17 protein-coding genes are annotated in these 18,866 nt (G+C 63.7%); 9 read left to right on the top strand and 8 right to left on the bottom strand.

The genetic code is table 11. The features are described 5' to 3' along the window. The first annotated feature begins 86 nt into the window (after positions 1 to 86). Entirely contained in the window at positions 87 to 881 is a 795-nt protein-coding gene (locus BLT08_RS07110; protein WP_090304375.1) for a class I fructose-bisphosphate aldolase, read from the top strand. A gap of 1 nt (position 882) precedes the next feature. Beyond that, complete coding sequence (locus BLT08_RS07105; RefSeq protein ID WP_090304372.1) at positions 883 to 1,752, top strand: class 1 fructose-bisphosphatase; 870 nt, start codon at positions 883 to 885, stop codon at positions 1,750 to 1,752. A gap of 61 nt (positions 1,753 to 1,813) precedes the next feature. On the opposite strand, the gene BLT08_RS07100 is transcribed toward BLT08_RS07105, so the two are convergent. Further along, on the bottom strand, positions 1,814 to 2,041 hold the full coding sequence (locus tag BLT08_RS07100) for a DUF8119 family protein (protein WP_090304369.1): 228 nt from the start codon (positions 2,039 to 2,041) through the stop codon (positions 1,814 to 1,816). Between the two features lie 64 nt (positions 2,042 to 2,105). Then, entirely contained in the window at positions 2,106 to 3,278 is a 1,173-nt protein-coding gene (locus BLT08_RS07095) for a hypothetical protein (protein WP_090304366.1), read from the bottom strand. 621 nt (positions 3,279 to 3,899) lie between these two features. On the opposite strand from BLT08_RS07095, the gene BLT08_RS07090 reads away from it, so the two are divergent. Together BLT08_RS07090 and BLT08_RS07085 are read left to right on the top strand one after the other, a co-directional pair. Continuing rightward, on the top strand, positions 3,900 to 5,714 hold the full coding sequence (locus BLT08_RS07090) for an acyl-CoA carboxylase subunit beta (RefSeq protein ID WP_090304364.1): 1,815 nt from the start codon (positions 3,900 to 3,902) through the stop codon (positions 5,712 to 5,714). A gap of 425 nt (positions 5,715 to 6,139) precedes the next feature. Then, positions 6,140 to 6,490: a DUF5658 family protein gene (locus tag BLT08_RS07085; RefSeq protein WP_175529256.1), complete on the top strand. Its 351-nt coding sequence runs from the start codon at positions 6,140 to 6,142 to the stop codon at positions 6,488 to 6,490. A gap of 53 nt (positions 6,491 to 6,543) precedes the next feature. Here the strand turns inward: BLT08_RS07085 and BLT08_RS07080 are convergent, their stop codons facing one another. Both BLT08_RS07080 and BLT08_RS07075 read right to left on the bottom strand, forming a co-directional pair. Next, positions 6,544 to 7,254, bottom strand: coding sequence for a PH domain-containing protein (locus BLT08_RS07080; RefSeq protein WP_090304359.1), 711 nt, complete (start codon positions 7,252 to 7,254; stop codon positions 6,544 to 6,546). 3 nt (positions 7,255 to 7,257) lie between these two features. Further along, positions 7,258 to 7,716, bottom strand: a complete 459-nt coding sequence (locus tag BLT08_RS07075) for a MaoC family dehydratase (protein WP_090304356.1) — start codon at positions 7,714 to 7,716, stop codon at positions 7,258 to 7,260. A 183-nt stretch (positions 7,717 to 7,899) separates the two neighbouring features. On the opposite strand from BLT08_RS07075, the gene BLT08_RS07070 reads away from it, so the two are divergent. After that, positions 7,900 to 8,802, top strand: coding sequence for a carboxypeptidase regulatory-like domain-containing protein (locus tag BLT08_RS07070; protein WP_090304354.1), 903 nt, complete (start codon positions 7,900 to 7,902; stop codon positions 8,800 to 8,802). Between the two features lie 90 nt (positions 8,803 to 8,892). On the opposite strand, the gene BLT08_RS07065 is transcribed toward BLT08_RS07070, so the two are convergent. Further along, complete coding sequence (locus tag BLT08_RS07065) at positions 8,893 to 10,293, bottom strand: NAD-dependent succinate-semialdehyde dehydrogenase (protein ID WP_090304351.1); 1,401 nt, start codon at positions 10,291 to 10,293, stop codon at positions 8,893 to 8,895. A 151-nt stretch (positions 10,294 to 10,444) separates the two neighbouring features. Here BLT08_RS07065 and gdhB point away from each other — a divergent pair, with 151 nt between their 5' ends. After that, on the top strand, positions 10,445 to 11,731 hold the full coding sequence (gdhB, locus tag BLT08_RS07060; protein WP_090304348.1) for a glutamate dehydrogenase GdhB: 1,287 nt from the start codon (positions 10,445 to 10,447) through the stop codon (positions 11,729 to 11,731). Positions 11,732 to 11,864: 133 nt separating this feature from the next. Here gdhB and BLT08_RS07055 read toward each other — a convergent pair whose 3' ends face one another. Continuing rightward, positions 11,865 to 13,148 carry a Cdc6/Cdc18 family protein gene (locus BLT08_RS07055; RefSeq protein WP_090304346.1) on the bottom strand — a complete coding sequence of 428 codons (1,284 nt, stop codon included), beginning with the start codon at positions 13,146 to 13,148 and terminating at the stop codon, positions 11,865 to 11,867. A gap of 1,199 nt (positions 13,149 to 14,347) precedes the next feature. Between BLT08_RS07055 and BLT08_RS07050 the strand changes: the two genes are divergently transcribed. From BLT08_RS07050 to BLT08_RS07040, 3 genes are all read left to right on the top strand, one after another. Then, entirely contained in the window at positions 14,348 to 15,601 is a 1,254-nt protein-coding gene (locus tag BLT08_RS07050) for a Glu/Leu/Phe/Val family dehydrogenase (protein WP_090304343.1), read from the top strand. Positions 15,602 to 15,719: 118 nt separating this feature from the next. Continuing rightward, the gene (locus tag BLT08_RS07045) at positions 15,720 to 16,223 is read left to right on the top strand and encodes a DUF2062 domain-containing protein (protein ID WP_090304340.1); all 504 of its coding nucleotides are present in this window, start codon (positions 15,720 to 15,722) and stop codon (positions 16,221 to 16,223) included. A 181-nt stretch (positions 16,224 to 16,404) separates the two neighbouring features. Beyond that, the gene (locus BLT08_RS07040) at positions 16,405 to 17,196 is read left to right on the top strand and encodes a DUF6517 family protein (protein ID WP_090304337.1); all 792 of its coding nucleotides are present in this window, start codon (positions 16,405 to 16,407) and stop codon (positions 17,194 to 17,196) included. Between the two features lie 47 nt (positions 17,197 to 17,243). On the opposite strand, the gene BLT08_RS07035 is transcribed toward BLT08_RS07040, so the two are convergent. Together BLT08_RS07035 and BLT08_RS07030 are read right to left on the bottom strand one after the other, a co-directional pair. Continuing rightward, on the bottom strand, positions 17,244 to 17,471 hold the full coding sequence (locus BLT08_RS07035) for a hypothetical protein (protein ID WP_090304334.1): 228 nt from the start codon (positions 17,469 to 17,471) through the stop codon (positions 17,244 to 17,246). Between the two features lie 16 nt (positions 17,472 to 17,487). Continuing rightward, positions 17,488 to 18,630 (bottom strand): acyl-CoA dehydrogenase family protein, encoded by a 1,143-nt coding sequence (locus BLT08_RS07030; protein ID WP_090304331.1) that lies wholly within the window; start codon positions 18,628 to 18,630, stop codon positions 17,488 to 17,490. Between the last annotated feature and the right edge of the window lie 236 nt (positions 18,631 to 18,866).

Below are 18,866 nucleotides of genomic sequence, written 5' to 3'. Positions count from 1 at the left end.
TTACCGCGGAGATAACTACGATCGTACGTAATTTCGATAATCCGGACCATCAGAGATTTATAGCGGCCTGTTGGACCCACTTACAGATGATTCCGATCGACGATTCACCGATCGTCCGCGATGGCAAGTCACTGATTTTGGCGATGGACCACGGGTTAGAGCACGGTCCAGTCGACTTCGAGGACGTGCCGGAAAAGCTCGACCCGTCGACGGTGTTCGAGACGGCGACGCACGACGCCGTCACCGCGATGGCCGTCCAGAAGGGGGTCGCCGAGGGCTACTACCCCAGCTACGAGGACGACGTCAACCTCCTGCTGAAGCTCAACGGGACCTCGAACCTCTGGATGGGCGAGCCGGACTCGCCAGTCAACTGCTCGGTCGACTACGCCGCCGAACTCGGCGCCGACGCCGTCGGCTTCACCGTCTACAGCGGCTCGAACCACGAGGTCGAGATGTACGAGGAGTTCCGCGACGCCCAGGAGAGCGCCCGCGAGCACGACCTGCCGATGGTCATGTGGTCCTATCCGCGCGGACAGGGACTGAAAAACGACACCAAGCCCGGCACGATCTCGTATGCGACCCGAATCGCCCTCGAGATCGGCGCCGACATCGCGAAGGTCAAGTACCCCGGCAGCCCCGAGGCGATGGAACACGCCTGCAAGGCCGCCGGCGATATGAAGGTCGTCATGAGCGGCGGCTCGAAGACCTCCGACTACGAGTTCCTCTCGACCGTCGAGGCCGCCGTCAACGCCGGCTGCAAGGGTCTCGCCGTCGGCCGTAACGTCTGGCAGCGCGAGGACCCGACCCAGCTCCTCGACGCCCTCGAGCGAGTCATCTACGAGGAGGAGACGGCCGACGCCGCACTCGAGGCTACGGAATAGGATGACGGTGTCCGATCCAGTCGTCGAGAGCGTGATCGCGACGATCAGCCGCTCGGCGACCGAGATCAGACAGGGGCTCATCGGCCGTCGCGGCACCGTCGACGAGGAGAATCCGAGCGGCGAGACACAGGTCGAAGCCGACGTCTGGGCGGACGAACTGCTCGGCGACCGACTCGCCGCTATCGACGGCGTCGGACAGTACGCGAGCGAGGAGCGAGCCGAGGTCGAAGACTGCGGCGGCGATCCGGCGATGGCGGACGTATACGCCGTCGCCGTCGATCCGCTGGACGGCTCCTCGAACCTCAAGTCGAACAATGCGATGGGGACGATCTTCGGCGTCTACGACGCCGCGCTCCCCGCTCGAGGCGAGACGCTCGTCGCCGCCGGCTACATCCTGTACGGCCCGATCACGACGATGGTGCTCGCGACCGAGGACTCGGTCACGGAGTACGAACTGACCGGCGGCGAACGAACCGTCGTTCAGCGGGACGTTCGGCTCCCCGACGAGCCGGTCGTCTACGGCTTCGGCGGGCGCGTTCCCGATTGGCCCGACGACTTTCAGGAGTACGCTCGCGAGATCGAACAGGAACTCAAGCTTCGGTACGGCGGCGCGATGATCGGCGACGTCAACCAGGTGCTCACCTACGGCGGGATCTTCGGCTACCCCGGCCTCGAGTCCCGTCCCGAGGGGAAACTCCGCCTCCAGTTCGAGGGCAACCCCATCGGCTACATCGTCGAACGCGCCGGCGGTCGCTCGTCGGACGGTGAGCGATCGCTGCTGGCCGTCGATCCCGACGATCTTCACGACCGAACGCCGGTTCACGTCGGCAACGAGGAACTGATCGATCGACTCGAGGATCTGATCGCGTAGTCGAGATTCGGCGGTCCGCTGTTACCGACTTCGCTCGCCCGATTTTTGGCTCTCGTGGTTTCTAGTCGCCGGACCCCGTCCACGTCGCCGTGACGGTGACGTACAGGCCGACGCCGAGTATCAACAGCAGGTAAAACGCCCACTGGGGCCACCCGGTCCCGAGAAAGACCAGCGTCAGAAACACGACCCAGCAGGTGACGATGAGTAGATCGCCGACGAGTCGGGCGACGGATCTCACGATCCCGGGTTGGTCGGAACGATCGGAGCCGGTGTGGGTATCGGTTGCCATGAGTTAGTGGAAATGGGGTGGGAGTGAGGTGGGTGTGAAGCCTGTTTGGTACAGTTCGGTGCAGTTAGAAGTGATAGCCGTACATCTCGGTGAGTCTGTAGGCGCCGACGCCCCAGACGTAGCTCTGTCCCGGCCACCAGGTGCGAGCGTTGTTGAAGCCCGCGATGAGGACGTCTTCGTCGTCGCCCATGGGGTCGGCGAAGTAGCTCACCGAGCCGCTGTCGCCGTCGGTCAGATCCATTTCGCCGCCCCAGCGGATCTGGCCGTGCCGACAGAAGTTGTCGGTGAAGCAGGTGACCGCGTCGATCCCCTGGATAGCGCCCGTCGTGTGGCCGGTCACCGCGCCGACCTTCTCGAGTTGTTCGTCGCGGGCGATGAGGTCCGCGAGTCCGAGCCGGGTGAGCTGGCCGCGAACGCGCGACGGCGACGGCGTGTCGATCGCGTTCGAGGGCCGAACTCGTCCCTCGGGCGTGATCGCGGCGACGTCCTCCGCCGGATGGGCGTGTGAGACCGGGCCCAGTTCGACAGAGTCGCTTCCGTCGACCGGGAGGTTGAGGTAGTCGTCGTTCGTATTTGCGCCGCCGTCGAACGCGTGTTCGGCGGTCACGAAGAACTCCGATTCGCTGCTGGGGTCGTACATGACGGGACCGAGCGTCGCGATGCTGTTCGCCGTCTCGCAGGCGACGCCGCTCGGAACGTCGTCGCTCGTGACGGAGTCGACGACTCGCGGCTCGATATCTTGTGGCCCCTGCTCGATATCTTCGATCTCGCCGATCGTCTCGATATCGAGCGAGATTCCGTCCAGCAGTCCGTCGAACGATTCCCTGAGCGAGCTCGGATCGCTCGAGATACCGACGGAGACGGTGGCCGTCCCGCTGTCGTAGGATCCGGGAACGACCGCGCTCCCGAGATAGCCGGTCAACGCCGTTCGTGCGAGCAACTCGTTCAACTCGAGAGCTTTCTGGACGGATGCGTACCAGTCGGCGGGAACGTATCGCGTTCGCTCCTCGAGCGACCACGGGTCGTCGGGATCGGCTCGGACGTGTGCCGTGACGATGGGAACCTCGCCGTCGTCGGCTGCGAGGAAATCGTCGACGCCGAGCGCCCCGGCGACGCCGAGTGCGTAGCCGCCGGTAACGAGGGTCCGAAGAAACTCGCGACGATCCATGCCGGCCTCGATCCGATCACGGATCGTGGCGACCCGGTGGACGAGATGCTCAGTGTGTGTGCCTTCCATACCGCGATTCTGGTGTCTGCAATGTCCGTTCAGTTCACGACGCCAAAGCTAATGTTCACGTACACGGGAGGGTCGATGACAGTCGAATGTAACGACGAAATCGGCGATAGCGGTTGTGCCTGCACCTGCTACTCGTTTTGTATCGGCCGCTGTGCGGGCCGCGACGCGCCAATGCCGGCGCGCCGAAACGTTCGTAGGCGTTCATAAACCCGACCCGATATAAAACCTGTACGACTGAACGCAAGCGTTCGTGTCAGTTCCCCGTCCAGCAATAGCTGTCTTCGTGCTGGTGACCACGAAGGCAGCTACTGGCGGGCAGTAGATGCCCGACGGTACGACTCACTCCCGATCGGTTCGCGTCCACGACACGCGATCCTCCTCATCCCTCGTGGCGAGCTCCGAACGATCAGTGGCGGTCGGACGCGAACCGTTTTCTCCTCTCTACCGTCCCGTTCGAGGGTCCCGCGCTACAGTACCTTCTCGCTCCAAGCCACTCATCAGTGAGCGGGCGGTTTCGGCCGACGAGAACGCACTCGGGGTGCCGTCAGCTCCGTTCCCGGATCGTCGCGCGATCGAGTCGACGACGAAAACGGTTTTTGGTCCCCCCACACATCGTCTATCATGCACGTTCGTATCGCGGCAGGGGCGTCTGACGAGGAAGCGGCCGCTATCGCCGCCGCACTGGCCGAACACGTCGGCGAATCGGTCGAGGTGTACGTCGGCGACGACGACGAGCCGCTGGCGAGCCACGACGGAACGGCCGAATCGGAACCGTCGGCGGAACGCGAAACCGATTCCGCTTCGAACACCGGCGCTCCGCAGCGCGACTCCACCGGGAGCGGCCGAGCGGACGACCTCGAGCCGACCGACCGCGAGCGAAGGCTTCGCGCGGAGATCGCAGACATTCTCGAGGGCGGCCCCGAGAAGTACCGCGACCAACTCAAGGATTCGGAGAAGCTGTTCGTTCGGGATCGCCTCGATCTCTGGTTCGACGGCGAGAACAGCGAGTTCCAGTTCGAAGACGGCAGGTTCGCGGCGTTCGACGACTGGCACCCCGACGGAACGGGCGAGGAGACGGACGACCGACTGCCCGCCGACGGCCTCATCACCGGCGGCGCGACGTTCGAGGGCCGAGACGTCCACTTCATGGCCAACGACTACACCGTCAAGCGCGGGAGCATGGCCAAGAAGGGCGTCGAGAAGTTCCTGCGCATGCAACAGCGCGCGCTGAAGACCGGCCGGCCGGTGTTCTACCTGATGGACTCCTCCGGCGGTCGGATCGACCAGCAGACGGGCTTCTTCGCGAACCGGGAGGGGATCGGGAAGTACTACTACAACCACTCGATGCTCTCGGGGCGAGTGCCGCAGGTCTGTGTCCTCTACGGCCCCTGTATCGCCGGCGCCGCATACACGCCCGTCTTCGCCGACTTCACGATCATGGTCGAAGGAATGTCCGCGATGGCGATTGCGAGCCCCCGGATGGTGCAGATGGTCACCGGCGAGGAGATCGACCTCGAGGAGCTCGGCGGACCGCAGGTTCACGCTCGAGAGTCCGGCTCCGCGGATCTGATCGCGGAGGACGAAGAACACGCGCGGGAGCTCGTGGCCCAGCTGATCACTTACCTGCCGGACAACTCGGACGAGAAGCCGCCCCAGCAGGAGCCGACCTCGCCGGCGCGGTCGCCGGAGGGGATCGACGCCGTCGTCCCGCAGTCGCCGAACAAGGGCTACGACATGACCGACGTCATCGACCGGATCGTGGATTCGGGCACCTACTTCGAGTTACGGCCCGATTACGGCCCGGAGATCATCACGGCGTACGCCCGAATCGACGGCCGTCCCGTGGGGATCGTCGCCAACCAGCCCGCCCACCGGGCCGGGGCGATCTTCCCCGACGCCGCCGAGAAGGCCGCGGAGTTCGTCTGGAAGTCCGACGCGTTCAACATTCCGTTACTCTACCTCTGTGACACGCCCGGCTTCATGGCCGGCTCACAGGTCGAAAAGGAGGGCATCTTAGAGCAGGGTAAGAAGATGATCTACGCGACCTCCTCGGCGACGGTCCCGAAGCAGACCGTCGTCGTCCGGAAGGCCTACGGCGCGGGGATCTACGCGATGGGTGGGCCGGCCTACGATCCCGAGAGCGTCATCGGACTTCCCTCGGGTGAGATCGCTATCATGGGCCCCGAGGCAGCGATCAACGCGGTCTACGCGCGCAAGCTCTCCGAGATCGACGACCCCGAGGAACGCGAACGGATGGAACGGGAACTCCGCGAGGAGTACCGCGAGGATATCGACGTCCACCGGATGGCCAGCGAGGTCGTCATCGACGAGATCGTCCCGCCCAGCGAGTTGCGGGCGGAACTCGCCGCCCGCTTCGCGTTCTACGAGGACGTCGAGAAGTCGCTGCCGGACAAGAAACACGGAACCGTGCTCTGATACGGTTTGCTGTAACGGTTTACCGGTGGGGTCGCGATCCGTTCTGGGGCCCCCCGGAACTGACTTACAGCAGACAGTGTGAGGACGGGAACCATCCACCGGTAGCGTTCTATTTCTCCAACGATCAGCCCGCTACTCGCGTTTTCATCTCTCCGTGTTCCGGCCGCCTATCCGATCTCGTCCCGCGATTACGTCGCTGGCGGATCGTGTAATCTCGAGACGATTTCAGGTCACGTCCGTTCACTATCGCGGACCGTTCGAGACTGTTATCACGGCGTTTGAGGGTCGTTACTGACCGAAAGCGTCGGGTCGACGAGGCCTACGCCTGGCATAACAATACCCCATTTGGTGGAAGCGTGGCGTGCGAACGGCACGCTCCCGACGGTCGACGCGTCGACGCCCGGTTCGACTCCGGCGGGGAGAGTATGAGTTCCGACGCCGCACACCTGCACCACCAACTCCCGGTCGACGTCTCGCCGGCCGCCCTCGAGCGGTTCTTCTGGGTCCTCGTCGGCCTCTCGCTCGTCGGGGACGTCGTGACGACGTTCGTCGGGCTCCACCTGGGGCTGGCCGAATCGAACCCGGTCGCTCGAAGCGCGATCGACGGCTACGGACTGCTCGGTATGCTCGCGCTCAAGGCGCTCGCGATCGGGATCGGACTGGTCTGTCGACCGATGCTGCCGAAGGCCTACCGAGCGATCGTTCCCGCCGGACTCGCGATCCCCTGGACGGCCGCCGTCTGCATCAACCTCTACATGATCTCGACGACGTTCTGATGGAGCGTCGGTCGACGCACCGTACGCAATCCGGCGAGGACGCTGCTACAGGTCTACCGCTGTGAGTCGGCCGAATCGTGCTCGAGCGTGACGCTCTCGGCATCGGCGTCGGTCGGCTGTGACTCGGACGGTCTCGGTCGGTTCGTCTCACCCTCCTCGAGTGCCGCCCGAATCGCTCGCAGTTCGGCGAGGATCTCCTCGAGCACGTCGTCCGACTCGACGTCAGCGTCGGAGTCGGTGTTCGTTCGGCTACTCGACGAACGACCCGGCGAGACGCGGCTGCTGATCAGCTGTTGGATCTCCCGCGGCTCCGGAATGGATCGAAAGCTCATCTCGACGCCGGAGCCGCCGGCGGAGCTGACCTCGACCGTGCCGTAGCCGACGCGGGTTCCGATGGCGCTCTGGCTGTAGGACGTGTTCTGGACCTTCTCGAAGTCGATCCGTTTGACGTCTCGCGAGAGGATACCCCGTTTCGCGTAGAGGGCGCTGGTGGTCACGACGTAATCCGTCCGGCGGATCCAGAGCACGGACCAGGCGACGAGCGGACCGACGACCAGCGCCAGCACGGCCGTAAGCGCCAGTCCGGCGGCCGCGTTGAACGGGACCACGAGTAGGGAGAGGACCGGAAGGGCGAGTAGCGCCGCCGTCGGCGCGATCGTTCGGCGATCCGGGCCGCCGGACCAGAGGACGGATTCGTCGTCGTCCAGCGAGAGCCACTCGAGACCGTGGTCGTCGCCGTCGGTCACGGCTGGTGCGTTCGCCATCGGTCACGCCTCCGCGTGCTCGCGTTTCAGCGAGAGCACGGTACGTTCGAACTCGCAGACGAGGTCGTCGTCCTGATTGTGTACCTCGACGTGCATAGTGACGATTCCGCGCTCACCGTCGCTGGTCTCGCGTTTGTCCGTCACCGTCGACTGGACGCGGATCGTGTCGCCGTGAAAGACGGGCTTTGGATGCTCGACGTCGTCGTAGGAGAGGTTCGCGACGATCGTCCCGTCGGTCGTCTCCGGGATCGAGATGCCGACGGCCAGCGACATCGTGTAGAGGCCGTTGACCAGTCGCTCACCGAACTGGGTGTCGCCCGCGAACTCGCCGTCCAGATGCAGCGGCTGCTGGTTCATCGTCATATCGCAGAAGCGCTGGTTGTCGCTCTCGGAGATCGTCCGCCGGCGCTCGTGTTCGATCGTCTCACCCACGGTGAACTCCTCGTAGTACAGTCCGGTCATAGGTTCGGAGTCGCACAGCGCCGATAAAAGCGTGGTGCTCGCTCGAGGTGGGCCACGGTCGTCGCTACTCGGGGAGAGGTCGTTCGGCGTCGCTCGAGCGGTGAGCGACGTATCGAGCGGTGAGTCGTCCGATACCCTATAGCCTCGAGCGACGGAATCCCTACTCGAGTTGGTCGAATCCGAATGAGTGGGGTCGATACCAGCGCCGTCACAGCCGTCGCGACAGCCGCGTCGATCGGTCTCAGTCTCGTGATTTTGCTCGCGCTCGGGGCCGGACTCTCGAGTGCGGCGATCGATAGCGACACCACCCGGCTCAGCGGCACCGTCACCGACGAGGACGGGCAGACGATCTTCGGCGCGAACGTCACCGTCAACGGCTCCAGCGAGGCGTCGAGGACCAACGCCGACGGCTTCTACAGTCTGGAACTCGAGGGAGGCGAGCACGAGGTCACCGTCGAGACGGCGGGTCACGAACCGAAGACCTGGACCGAGACCCTCTCGAACGGAAGCTGGACGCGAACCGACGTGACGCTCACCGCCGAGCCGACGGAGCTCGAGGGAACCGTGACGAACCCCGACGACGAACCGGTGGAGGGCGCGACGGTTCGGATCGCGGGCACCGATCTCGAGGCGACGACCGACGAGAACGGCAGCTACGCGTTCGAGATCGATCCGGGGAGCTACTCGCTCGAGACCAGCGCGGACGGCTACAACACGCGGCGGTCGACCGTCACCGTCAGGGAGAGTCAGCTGACGACGCGGGACGTTCAGTTGTCCGACGGCGGCCGAAGCGACGACGATGCGGACGAGGAAAGCGAGACGGACGACGAGAACGATGTCGACGGAGAAAGCGAGGACGACGATCACGAAGAGCGCAGCGATGGAGACGAGAACGATACCGAAACCGACGTCGATCACGACGAGTCGAGGAGCGACGAGAGCGTCAACGGCGACACCCGAGGCGACGACTCGTCGCCAGCCACGAATCGCGAACAGGTTCTCACGGTACTGATTTTGGCGGGGACGTTTCTCGCCACGATGATCACCGCCGCGACGGTCGGTCTCTATCGGAATCGATCCCGGTAGAATCGATCCCGGTGGCGGGACGATACGTGCGCGTGAACGGCCATCCTGTCGTCACTTCTCCCGACGTCTTCGTCCGGATTCAGGAATGCCTCACTCGACCATCCCAGTTTCCTCGCCGGCGTCGTGTTGCACCCAGATCGTCTTCGCATTCACGAACTCCCGAATGCCGTCGCGCGCGAGTTCGCGGCCGTAGCCCGAGTCCTTCACGCCGCCGAAGGGGAGTCGGGGATCGGATTTGACGAGTTCGTTGACGAACGCGAGCCCCGATTCGAACCGTCGGGCGACCCGTTCTCCGCGCTCGAGGTCCTGCGTCCAGACGCTCGCGCCGAGACCGAAGCGGGTGGCGTTGGCTTTCTCGATCGCGGCCTCCTCGTCGGGGACGCGAAAGACCGACGCGACGGGACCGAACAACTCCTCGTGATCCGCGGGCGCGTCGTCGGGAACGTCCGTCAGCACCGTCGGCGGGTAGAACGCGCCGTCGCGATCCATCGGCTCGCCGCCGAGTCGGCACTCGCCGCCTTTCTCGAGCGTTTCCTCGACCTGTCCGTGAAGCTCCTCCATGAGGTCCTCGCGAGCCTGTGGGCCGATGTCAGTCTCTTCGTCGCTGGGGTCGCCGACGGTCTGGGCGTCCATCTCCTCGACGAAGCGCTCGAGGAACTCGTCGTAGACGTCGTCGACGACGATGAACCGTTTTGCCGCGATACAGGACTGGCCGTTGTTAATCAGGCGGGCCTGAACCGCCGTCTCGACAGTTTGCTCCATCGGTGCGTCCTCGAGGACGACGAAGGGGTCGCTGCCGCCGAGTTCGAGGACGCTCTTTTTGAGTTCGCTGCCGGCTGTTTCGGCGACCGCGCGGCCCGCGCCGTCGCTGCCGGTGAGCGTGACGCCCTGAATTCGATCGTCCCCGATCACCTCGCCGATCTCGTCGGAGCCGATGAGGAGCGTCGTGAAAGCGCCCTCCGGGAATCCGGCCTCGCGGAAGATATCCTCGATCGCTTTGGCACAGCCGGGGACGTTCGAGGCGTGTTTCAGCAGGCCGACGTTGCCCGCCGCGAGGTTGGGCGCGGCGAAGCGAAACACCTGCCAGAACGGGAAGTTCCACGGCATGATGGCCAGAATCGGCCCTAGCGGCTGGTAGGCGACGACCGTGCGCGCGTCGGGTTCGCCGGCGATGACGTCGTCCGCCAGGAACTCGGCGGCGTGTTCGGCGTAGTACTCACAGACCCACGCGCACTTCTCGACCTCGTCGCGGGCCTGCCCGATGGGTTTGCCCATCTCCTCGGTCATCAGTTGGGCGTACTCCTCCGCACCGTCTCGAAGGACGTCGGCCGCCGTCGACAGCAACTGCTGGCGGTGCTCGACGGGGGTCTCGCGCCACTCCTCGAACGTCTCGGTCGCGCGCTCGAGGTGATCCTCGCGGTCCTCCGCAGACGTCTCCTCGAAGGTGTCGACTACCTCGCCGGTCGCCGGATTCTGACTCTCGATAGACATGGAGGGTCCGACTACGAGGAGGCGCTTCAAACGCGGGGGTGGCTATGGAAGGGCGACTCGAGTGCTCGGCGACGCTCGGGATCGTTTGGCCGGCGAGGCGGTGCGTTAGCAAGCCGACGTACTTCCGTGGCCACGGTGTAGACGAGGCACGATGACCGTATCAGATCCAACGGCGAAACCGGCGGAGTCGGCGGACCCCGAAAGCGCCGTCGAAACCGCCCGTCGGCAACTCGAGCGAGCGGCCACCCACCTCGACGTCGACGCAGGGATCGTCGAGCGCCTGCGACATCCGACGAGCGTCTATCGCGTGACGGTGCCGTTAGAACGCGACGACGGCTCGAGAGAGATGTACACGGGGTATCGAGCCCACCACGACAGCGGTCGCGGGCCGTACAAGGGTGGGTTGCGCTACCACCCCGACGTGAGCGAGGAGGAGTGCATCGGGCTCTCGATGTGGATGACCTGGAAGTGTGCGGTGATGGACATCCCCTTCGGCGGCGGTAAGGGCGGCGTCGTCGTCGATCCGAAGGAACTCAGCGCGGACGAGCGGGAGCGACTCACCCGTCGCTTCGCGGAGGAACTCCGCCCCGTTATCGGCCCGATGCGGGATATTCCCGCCCCCGATATGGGAACCGACCCGCAGACGATGGCCTGGTTCATGGACGCCTACTCGATGCAGGAAGGCGAGACGACGCCGGGCGTCGTCACCGGCAAACCGCCCGTGATCGGCGGATCGTACGGCCGCGAGGAAGCGCCCGGTCGAAGCGTCGGTATCGTCACGCGTGAGGCGATGGATTACTACGACTGGGACCGCGAGGAGACCACCGTCGCCGTGCAGGGCTTCGGGAGCGTCGGCGCCAACGCGGCTCGCTATCTCGACGACCTCGGTGCGTCCGTCGTCGCGGTTTCGGACGTCGACGGCGGCATCTACGATCCCGACGGCCTCGACACCAACGACGTCGAGGACCACGACGAGACGCCGGGGATGGTCTCGGGCTACGACGCGCCGGAGACGCTCACGAACGACGAACTCCTCGAGTTAGATGTCGACGTGCTCATCCCCGCCGCCATCGGGAACGTTCTGACCGCCGAGAACGCCCGCGACGTCAGCGCCGACATTATCGTGGAGGGGGCCAACGGGCCGACGACCTCGAGCGCCGACGAAATCTTCGAGGAGCGCGGGATCCACGTGATTCCGGACATCATCGCCAACGCCGGCGGCGTCACGGTCAGTTACTTCGAGTGGCTCCAGGACATCAACCGCCGGAAGTGGCGTCTCGAGCGCGTCAACGAGGAACTCGAGACCGAGATGCTCCGGGCCTGGAACGCCGTTCGAAAGGAGTACGAGGCCCGGGACGTGACCTGGCGTGACGCGACGTACATCGTGGCGCTCGAGCGGGTCGCCGACGTCCACGAGACGCGCGGACTCTGGCCGTAGTCACCGAATGCGGGAACGACGTTACGTCCGCACCGCAGTTAGCATTCCATTCCGGCACCCACACCCCTCGTTCAGAGTGAAAGAGCGGTCGAAGGTAGGGGAGGTCAGCAGGTCGGAATCGCGCGCAGTCGATTCAGGAAAAGGAGGAGAGATCGGTGTCGTGCGCCCTCGAGGAACTTTCGCTACCGGAGAGCCGATCGTAGGTTGGCAGCTCCTCGAGCGAGGAATCCCGTCGCACGGCCTTTACGATGTGTTTCGGGTCGGTGACGAGCCGGTGGAGGAGGTAGCTCCCCTGCGACCGACCGCCGCCGGTCTTCTCGGATTCGATGACGCCGAGGAACGCTTGCTCCTTGAGCTGTCGGTACAGTCCGTTCTCGGTGATCGGATCGGTGGCGACCAGTTCGCAGATACCGACGTAGCGCTCGTAGACCTCTCTGGTCTTGTACGTCTCGCGGTCGCCCGTGATGATGCGGCTCGCCAGCGCGTAGAGGGCGAGTTTCGCGTGCACCGTCGCGCCGCTCGTGAGCTCTTCGATCCGGTTGATCTCGGCGACCTCCTGAGCCTGCTGGATGTGGTCCTCCGAGACGGCCTCCGAACCGGTGCGGCGAGCGAGTTCGCCGGCCTCCTTGAGAATCTCGATCGCCTTCCGCGCGTCGCCGTGTTTCTTGGCGGCTAACGCGGCACAGAGTTCGATCGTCCCGTCCTCTAAGACCGCCGGCTGAAAGGCGTCCTCGCGGTTTCGCATGATCTCCCTGAGTTGGGAGGCATCGTAGGGGTGGAAGAACAGTTCGCGGTGCCCGAAGCTGCTGTCGATGCGCTCGTCGAGCGTCTCCCGGTACTTGACCTTGTTACTGATGCCGATCACGCCGATGTAGGCGTCCGTCTTTTGGGCCTCTCGAGCGCGTGAGAGTTGCATCAGGATGTTGCTGTTGTCCAGTTTGTCGATCTCGTCTAAGATGACGATGATCGCGTCGAAACACGCCTCGAGGATCTGCCAGATATGCTGGTAGTACTCCATGGTGCCGACGCCACGGACCGGAATGTTCTCCTGATAGTCGGTCTGCTCTTTCAAACTGAGCGCCAACTGCCGCGTCGCACGCGTCTCCGTGTTTGCCTCGGAGCAGTCGATGTAGAGAACGCCGCAGTCGATCTCGTTCGTTCGGGCGGCGTCCTGTGCGCGCGTCGCGACGTGTCGGGAGATCAGACTCTTTCCGGTGCCGGTCTTGCCGTAGATCATCACGTTGTTCGGTGGATCTCCGCGCGTGATCGCACCGACTTCGGCCGCGACGGATTCGATCTCGTCGTCCCGACCGACGATACGGTCTTCGTCGGGAACGTGTCCGACGTGGAGGAGTTCCTTCCGATTGAAGATGGGATCGTGAGAGTGGAAGAGCGGGTCCCCAGCCTGGTCAGCCATACCTCGGTCGTCGAAGACGGACATAATAAATCTATGGAAGGTAGTTCAGACTGATAGACTGCAGGTAGCTGTGTTAGTTCGCGCCAATTCGGACGATATCGATCGAGAGCGATAGAACCCGAGTTCAGACTGAACCAGTCTCGAGACCCACTCGAACTCCACCCGGGCCATCGTCGCTCGCCGTCGATCGTGATCACGACCCCCACACCCCTCGTTCAAAGTGAAAACGACGTGCAGGTATGGGACGAACCGTAAATGAGCAAGGACGCGATGGGGCGTTGGACTACAGATCAATCGACTGACGACGGTACAGACTGGACGTACCGGAGTTGATGAGCACTGATTACGTCTTCTGGACCTCGAGAACCGCGATCTCTTCTTCTTCCGTCTTCTATCGGTATCCGTCTAGCTAGTATAGTAGTATTATATTTTATGGTAGTGGAGATTGCCACCTATAGCGCAATATATACATATAGGTTCAGTCATCTCAACGTTTCTACGAGGTGTCCTATCTAACGGGTACCGACTCGTCGTCAGTACCCGTCGACTACAGTCGCCGTACTACAGTCAGTGCACTACAGTCGGAACCCATTTCACTCTGAACTGGGTGTGGGGGTCCCGATCAAGCGTGTCGGTTGCTGGGGGACGGTTCGCGACCGACCTACCTCGAGTTGCCTCCCCGTTCACCTCGGTTCTCTCCCCGTTCAAAGTGAAAGAGTCCTGAATCCATCGAATAGGTCGACGGCGCTGTTCGGATGCCTCCTTCGTTCCGTTCAACGTCGTCTGTCACCGCTTAACGCTCCGGGTGGACAGCGACAAAATGAGTCGTCGCATCGTCCCCGTTTCACTCTGAACGACGGGTCTCCCCCACGTAAATACTACGGCGCACTCGAGCCAGCAATCGTACACGGACACCCGCTCGAGTCGTTTCACTCTGAACGAGGGGTGTCCGTCGGCGACCGGTCTCGGACCGACGACGGTGACACGGCAAGTCCCGGTGACACGGTCTCCCCCATTCGCGGCTCGACGACCCGTTTATCGCCGGAGCGAGACGCATTCAGGATCGGACCACATTGACCGACGAAAAGTGACCGTGCGATCAGTATACTAGGTCATATCGATATCTTGGGTGAACGGGATACTGTGCACCATGATAGATATTCGCTACGCTTATCCTCCCGTCCGAAAAAGAGGCCAATATGACCGAAGGCGCGAACCCATTCGAAAGCCTCCAGTCACAGATCGACGAGGCTGCAACTCATCTCGAGGTCGGTGACGACGTCATCGAACGGCTCAAACATCCCGAGCGCGTGCTCGAGACCAATCTCACGGTCGAGCTCGACGACGGTTCGCTCGAGCGGTTCAAAGCCTTTCGCTCGCAGTTCAACGGCGACCGCGGACCCTACAAGGGCGGCATTCGCTACCACCCGCAGGTCTCCCGCGACGAGGTGAAGGCGCTGTCCGGCTGGATGGTGTACAAGTGTGCAACCGCCGGGATCCCCTACGGCGGCGGCAAGGGCGGAATCATCATCGACCCCGACGACTACTCGGAGGCCGAACTCGAGCGCGTCACCCGCGCGTTCGCGACGGAACTCCGTCCCATGATCGGCGAGGACCGCGACATCCCTGCACCCGACGTGAACACGGGCCAGCGGGAGATGAACTGGATCAAAGACACCTACGAGACCTTAGAGAACACCACCGAGCCGGGCGTCATCACGGGCAAGAACATCGCCAGCGGCGGCAGCGAGGGCCGCGTCGAGGCGACCGGCCGATCGACGGTGATCGCCGCCCGGGAGGCGTTCGACTACCTCGATAAGGATCTCGAGGGAGCGACCGTCGCCGTCCAGGGCTACGGTAACGCTGGCTGGATCGCCGCGAAACTGATCGATCGGATGGGCGCGACCGTGGTCGCCGTTAGCGACTCGAGCGGCGGCGTTTACAACCACTCCGGGCTCGATCCGGTTGCGGCCAAAGACCACAAGAACGAGACCGGCAGCGTCGTCGGCTACGAAGAGAGCGAGGAGGAACTGACGAACGAGGACGTCCTCACGCTGGACGTCGATCTGTTGATTCCGGCCGCCCTCGAGAACGCCATCGACGCCGACCTCGCCGACGACGTACAGGCGGACGTCATCTCCGAGGCCGCGAACGGACCGCTGACGCCCAAAGCGGACGCGATCCTCGAAGGGGACGTCTTCGTGATTCCGGACATCCTCGCCAACGCCGGCGGGGTGACGGTTAGTTACTTCGAGTGGGTCCAGAACCGCCAGCGCTTCTACTGGACCGAGGAGAAGGTCAACAGTGAACTCGAGGACATTATCGTCGACGCCTTCGACGCCCTCGTCGAGACGCTCGAGGAGTACGACCTCGAGAACCCCCGTACCGCCGCGTACGTCGTGGCGATTCGGCGGGTCGCCGACTCGTTCGAGGAAGCCGGGACGTTCCCGTAACCGGGGGTTCGGACGGAACGGTCGAACGCCGAATTCGTCCGCGGACATCTACTGCGGATCCGTTGCGTCGCGACTCGGTATCTTTTTGACGGTCGCTGGCCTCCGACCCACAGAGCGAATGGTACGCGAACGGCTCGCCGACTATCGTGATCGCGTTCGCGGCCAACTACTCGCGGCGTTCCGCGAGGAGCACACTCCGCATCAAGTTGCAGCGAGTTTTGCGATCGGCATCTTCATCACGGCGATGCCGACCGGGGGACTCGGGATCGGGCTGTTTTTCGTCCTCATCTCGATCTGGTCGTGGATCAGCAAACCCGCAATATTTGCCTCCGTCGCCGTGCTCAACCCGTTCGTGAAGCCCGTGGTCTATCTCGCGAGTTTTAAAGTCGGAGCCGTTCTGCTCGGGTCGGAGTCGGTCGGATCGCTCGACGGGACGGCCACCGAATCGGCGTGGGTCGCGATCCAGCAGCTACTGCTCGGCAATCTCCTCATCGCGATTGCCCTCTCGGTGATCGGATACGTGACCGTCTTACACCTGACGCGGGCCCACCGACGGCGATCAAGACAGCGAACGGGAACGTCGCTGCTCTCAATTCTAATCGGCTTCTTCCGACGGAAGTAATCGAATCGAACGCGTGTTCTACGGCTCGCTCGGCCCACCTCGAGCGCCCCTCGGTCCCTGCCTCGAACGATAGTGGTACCTGCTTCGAACGATGGATTTGTCCCAAGCGCAACTGTTTCCGCTGGCGCATACAGTCTCGGATCCAACAAACTCATATGAACGGACTATCGATTGGGAGGAAATGAAACGACGAACCGTACTCGGCGGACTGTCCATCGCGGGACTGACGAGCCTTGCGGGTTGTCTCGGTCTGGTCGGCATGGACGAACACGAGTCGTCGCCGGTCGGCGTCGAAGCGAGCGTTCGCGACGAGACGGGCTACGCTCAGACCGACATCGACGACATCGTCGTCGAAGAGGAGGTCGGCGCCAGCATCGCCACGGAGACGATCTCCGTCACGAACTACATGACCGAACACGAGAAGTCGGTCAGCGTCGGACCGCTCGACGGCCAGCGCGCGGCCGTCTTTATCGTCCTTACGACGCCACAGATCAGCATCGCCGGGCGAAACGTCAATCCGATCGAGGATATGTCCGCCCAGGAGATCATCGAGTTAGTCGAGGACAACTACGACGATATCGGAGACATCTCCCACGACGAGGACGGAGAGGTCACGATTCTCGGCGGGGAAACGACCCGGTCGCGGTTCGACGCCGACGCGACGTTCGACGGCCACGACCTCGCGGTCGACCTCCACGTCAGCGAGGCCGTCGAAACGGAAGACGACGACCTGCTCGTGACCATCGGGGTCTATCCGCAGGATCTCCGCATGCAAGAAGAGTCGAACGTCCTGGAACTCATGGAGGGCGTGACCGCCGATATCGATACGAACGACGACGGAGGCGACGAGACGGACGACGATGGAACCGAGGACGATGCGAACGGTGACGATGGCGACGACGGTGGGAACGGCGACGGCGAAGGCGGTGACGAGAGCGAGGACGACGACGGAGTACTCGGTACGCTCGAATAGCTTCCCGACCAGAAACGCGGCGACGCTACCGATTTTCGCTTCGTCGCTCAGACGATACCGGATCCGTACGCGACGCTGACGAGTCCAACGACCACGAGCACGACGCCGGCTCCTTTCGTCACCCGAACTCTGTCCGCGTTCTCGAGGTCGGCGCCGTCGTCGTCACCAAGCGGGGCCATCCCCTGTCGGTGCTGGGCGGCGACGATGGCGGGTGCGTACCGGACGCCGGCGAGGCCGAGTGCGACGAGGCCGAAACCGAGCAGTGTGAAGCTCACGGGTTCGGAGACGGAGCTACAGCCCCAGCTCGCGACCGATCACGAGGTGCTGGATCTCGCTCGTGCCCTCGCCGATCTCCATCAGTTTCGCGTCCCGGTAGAACCGCTGGGGGGCGAAGTCGGTGGTGTAGCCGTAGCCGCCGAGTACCTGAACGGCGTCTTCGGCGACCTCGCGGGCGGCCTCGCTGGCGTCGAGTTTCGCGAGGGCCGACTCGCGAGTGACCGGCTCGCCCTTGTCGTAGGTGCGAGCGGCCCGGCGGGTGAGCAGTCGCGCCCGCTCGGTCTTCCGGTGCATGTCGACGACCTTGTCGCGGATGGCGTCGAACTTCGAGATCGGCTGGCCGAACTGCTCGCGCTCCTTGCTGTAGGTCTTGGCGTGTTCGTAGGCCCCCTGTGCCAGCCCGGTCGAAAGCGCGGCGATCGAGATCCGCCCGCCGTCGAGCGTCTTCTTCGTCTGGTTCCAGCCCTCGCCTTCCTCGCCGAGAAGTCGGTCTTCGGGGAGTCGGACGTCCTCGAGGCGAATCTCGCAGGTCGGCGAGGCGTTCAGTCCCATCTTCTCCCAGATCGTACTCACCTCAAAGCCATCGTCCTCGCGGGGATCGACGATGAACGTCGAGATACCGTCGTAGCCCGCGTCCGGGTCCGTGACGGCCTTGACGAGAATCGAGCCGGCTTCGGAGGCGTTGGTGATGAACTGCTTGGTGCCGTTCAACACCCACTCTTCGCCATCCTTCTCCGCTACGGTGTCCATATCCGACGCGTCGGAGCCGCTCTCGGGTTCGGTCAGCGCCCAGCCGCCGAGATACTCGCCCTCGGCGAGCGGGCGGAGCCAGCGTTCCTTCTGGGCGTCGGTGCCGAACTGTTCGATCGGTTTCGACGCGAGCGACGTGTGCGCGACGTAGGAGAGCCCGATCGAGCCGGAGACCCGACCGAGTTCCTCGGCAACCAGCGCGTACATGAGCGTGTCGCCGCCGAGTCCGCCGTACGTCTCGTCGATCGGGACGCCCATCATATCCAGTTCGGCGAGTTGCTCGAAGATCTCCGCGGGGAACCGGTGTTCGTCCTCGATCTCCTGGGCGATCGGTTCGATTTCGGCGTCACAGAAGTCCCTGACGGTCTCTCGGACCATCCGGTGCTCGTCGGGTAGCTCGGTGTCCATACGCAATACTTGCCGAGGGGCGGAATAAACGCACCGACGGCGTTCGTCGACCGTCGGTCCGACAGCGCTGTCGGGTCGGTCTCGCGCCACCCGAGTCAGTCCCGCGGGACCACAAAGCATATTGCCCCAACCGGTAACCACTCTGGTAGGACGGTGGACAGCGGGTAGGGGTACTCGCGGTTTCTGTCCACCAATATATTACTCGCGTAGCGCCCCGTCTCGCTCCGTTCAGTTCT

It is taken from the genome of Natronorubrum texcoconense, assembly GCF_900100335.1.
Lineage (GTDB): Archaea > Halobacteriota > Halobacteria > Halobacteriales > Natrialbaceae > Natronorubrum > Natronorubrum texcoconense.
Note: the sequence above shows the minus strand (reverse complement) of the source record. Positions and strands in the feature narration are given on the sequence as shown.

What these genes read in the sequence shown, in the direction of transcription:
- BLT08_RS07110 (WP_090304375.1), top strand. Translation starts at nt 87, where the DNA reads ATGATTCCGATCGACGATTCACCGATCGTCCGCGATGGCAAGTCACTG.
- BLT08_RS07105 (WP_090304372.1), top strand. Translation starts at nt 883, where the DNA reads ATGACGGTGTCCGATCCAGTCGTCGAGAGCGTGATCGCGACGATCAGC.
- BLT08_RS07100 (WP_090304369.1), bottom strand. Translation starts at nt 2,041, where the DNA reads ATGGCAACCGATACCCACACCGGCTCCGATCGTTCCGACCAACCCGGG.
- BLT08_RS07095 (WP_090304366.1), bottom strand. Translation starts at nt 3,278, where the DNA reads ATGGAAGGCACACACACTGAGCATCTCGTCCACCGGGTCGCCACGATC.
- BLT08_RS07090 (WP_090304364.1), top strand. Translation starts at nt 3,900, where the DNA reads ATGCACGTTCGTATCGCGGCAGGGGCGTCTGACGAGGAAGCGGCCGCT.
- BLT08_RS07085 (WP_175529256.1), top strand. Translation starts at nt 6,140, where the DNA reads ATGAGTTCCGACGCCGCACACCTGCACCACCAACTCCCGGTCGACGTC.
- BLT08_RS07080 (WP_090304359.1), bottom strand. Translation starts at nt 7,254, where the DNA reads ATGGCGAACGCACCAGCCGTGACCGACGGCGACGACCACGGTCTCGAG.
- BLT08_RS07075 (WP_090304356.1), bottom strand. Translation starts at nt 7,716, where the DNA reads ATGACCGGACTGTACTACGAGGAGTTCACCGTGGGTGAGACGATCGAA.
- BLT08_RS07070 (WP_090304354.1), top strand. Translation starts at nt 7,900, where the DNA reads ATGAGTGGGGTCGATACCAGCGCCGTCACAGCCGTCGCGACAGCCGCG.
- BLT08_RS07065 (WP_090304351.1), bottom strand. Translation starts at nt 10,293, where the DNA reads ATGTCTATCGAGAGTCAGAATCCGGCGACCGGCGAGGTAGTCGACACC.
- gdhB (WP_090304348.1), top strand. Translation starts at nt 10,445, where the DNA reads ATGACCGTATCAGATCCAACGGCGAAACCGGCGGAGTCGGCGGACCCC.
- BLT08_RS07055 (WP_090304346.1), bottom strand. Translation starts at nt 13,148, where the DNA reads ATGGCTGACCAGGCTGGGGACCCGCTCTTCCACTCTCACGATCCCATC.
- BLT08_RS07050 (WP_090304343.1), top strand. Translation starts at nt 14,348, where the DNA reads ATGACCGAAGGCGCGAACCCATTCGAAAGCCTCCAGTCACAGATCGAC.
- BLT08_RS07045 (WP_090304340.1), top strand. Translation starts at nt 15,720, where the DNA reads ATGGTACGCGAACGGCTCGCCGACTATCGTGATCGCGTTCGCGGCCAA.
- BLT08_RS07040 (WP_090304337.1), top strand. Translation starts at nt 16,405, where the DNA reads ATGAAACGACGAACCGTACTCGGCGGACTGTCCATCGCGGGACTGACG.
- BLT08_RS07030 (WP_090304331.1), bottom strand. Translation starts at nt 18,630, where the DNA reads ATGGACACCGAGCTACCCGACGAGCACCGGATGGTCCGAGAGACCGTC.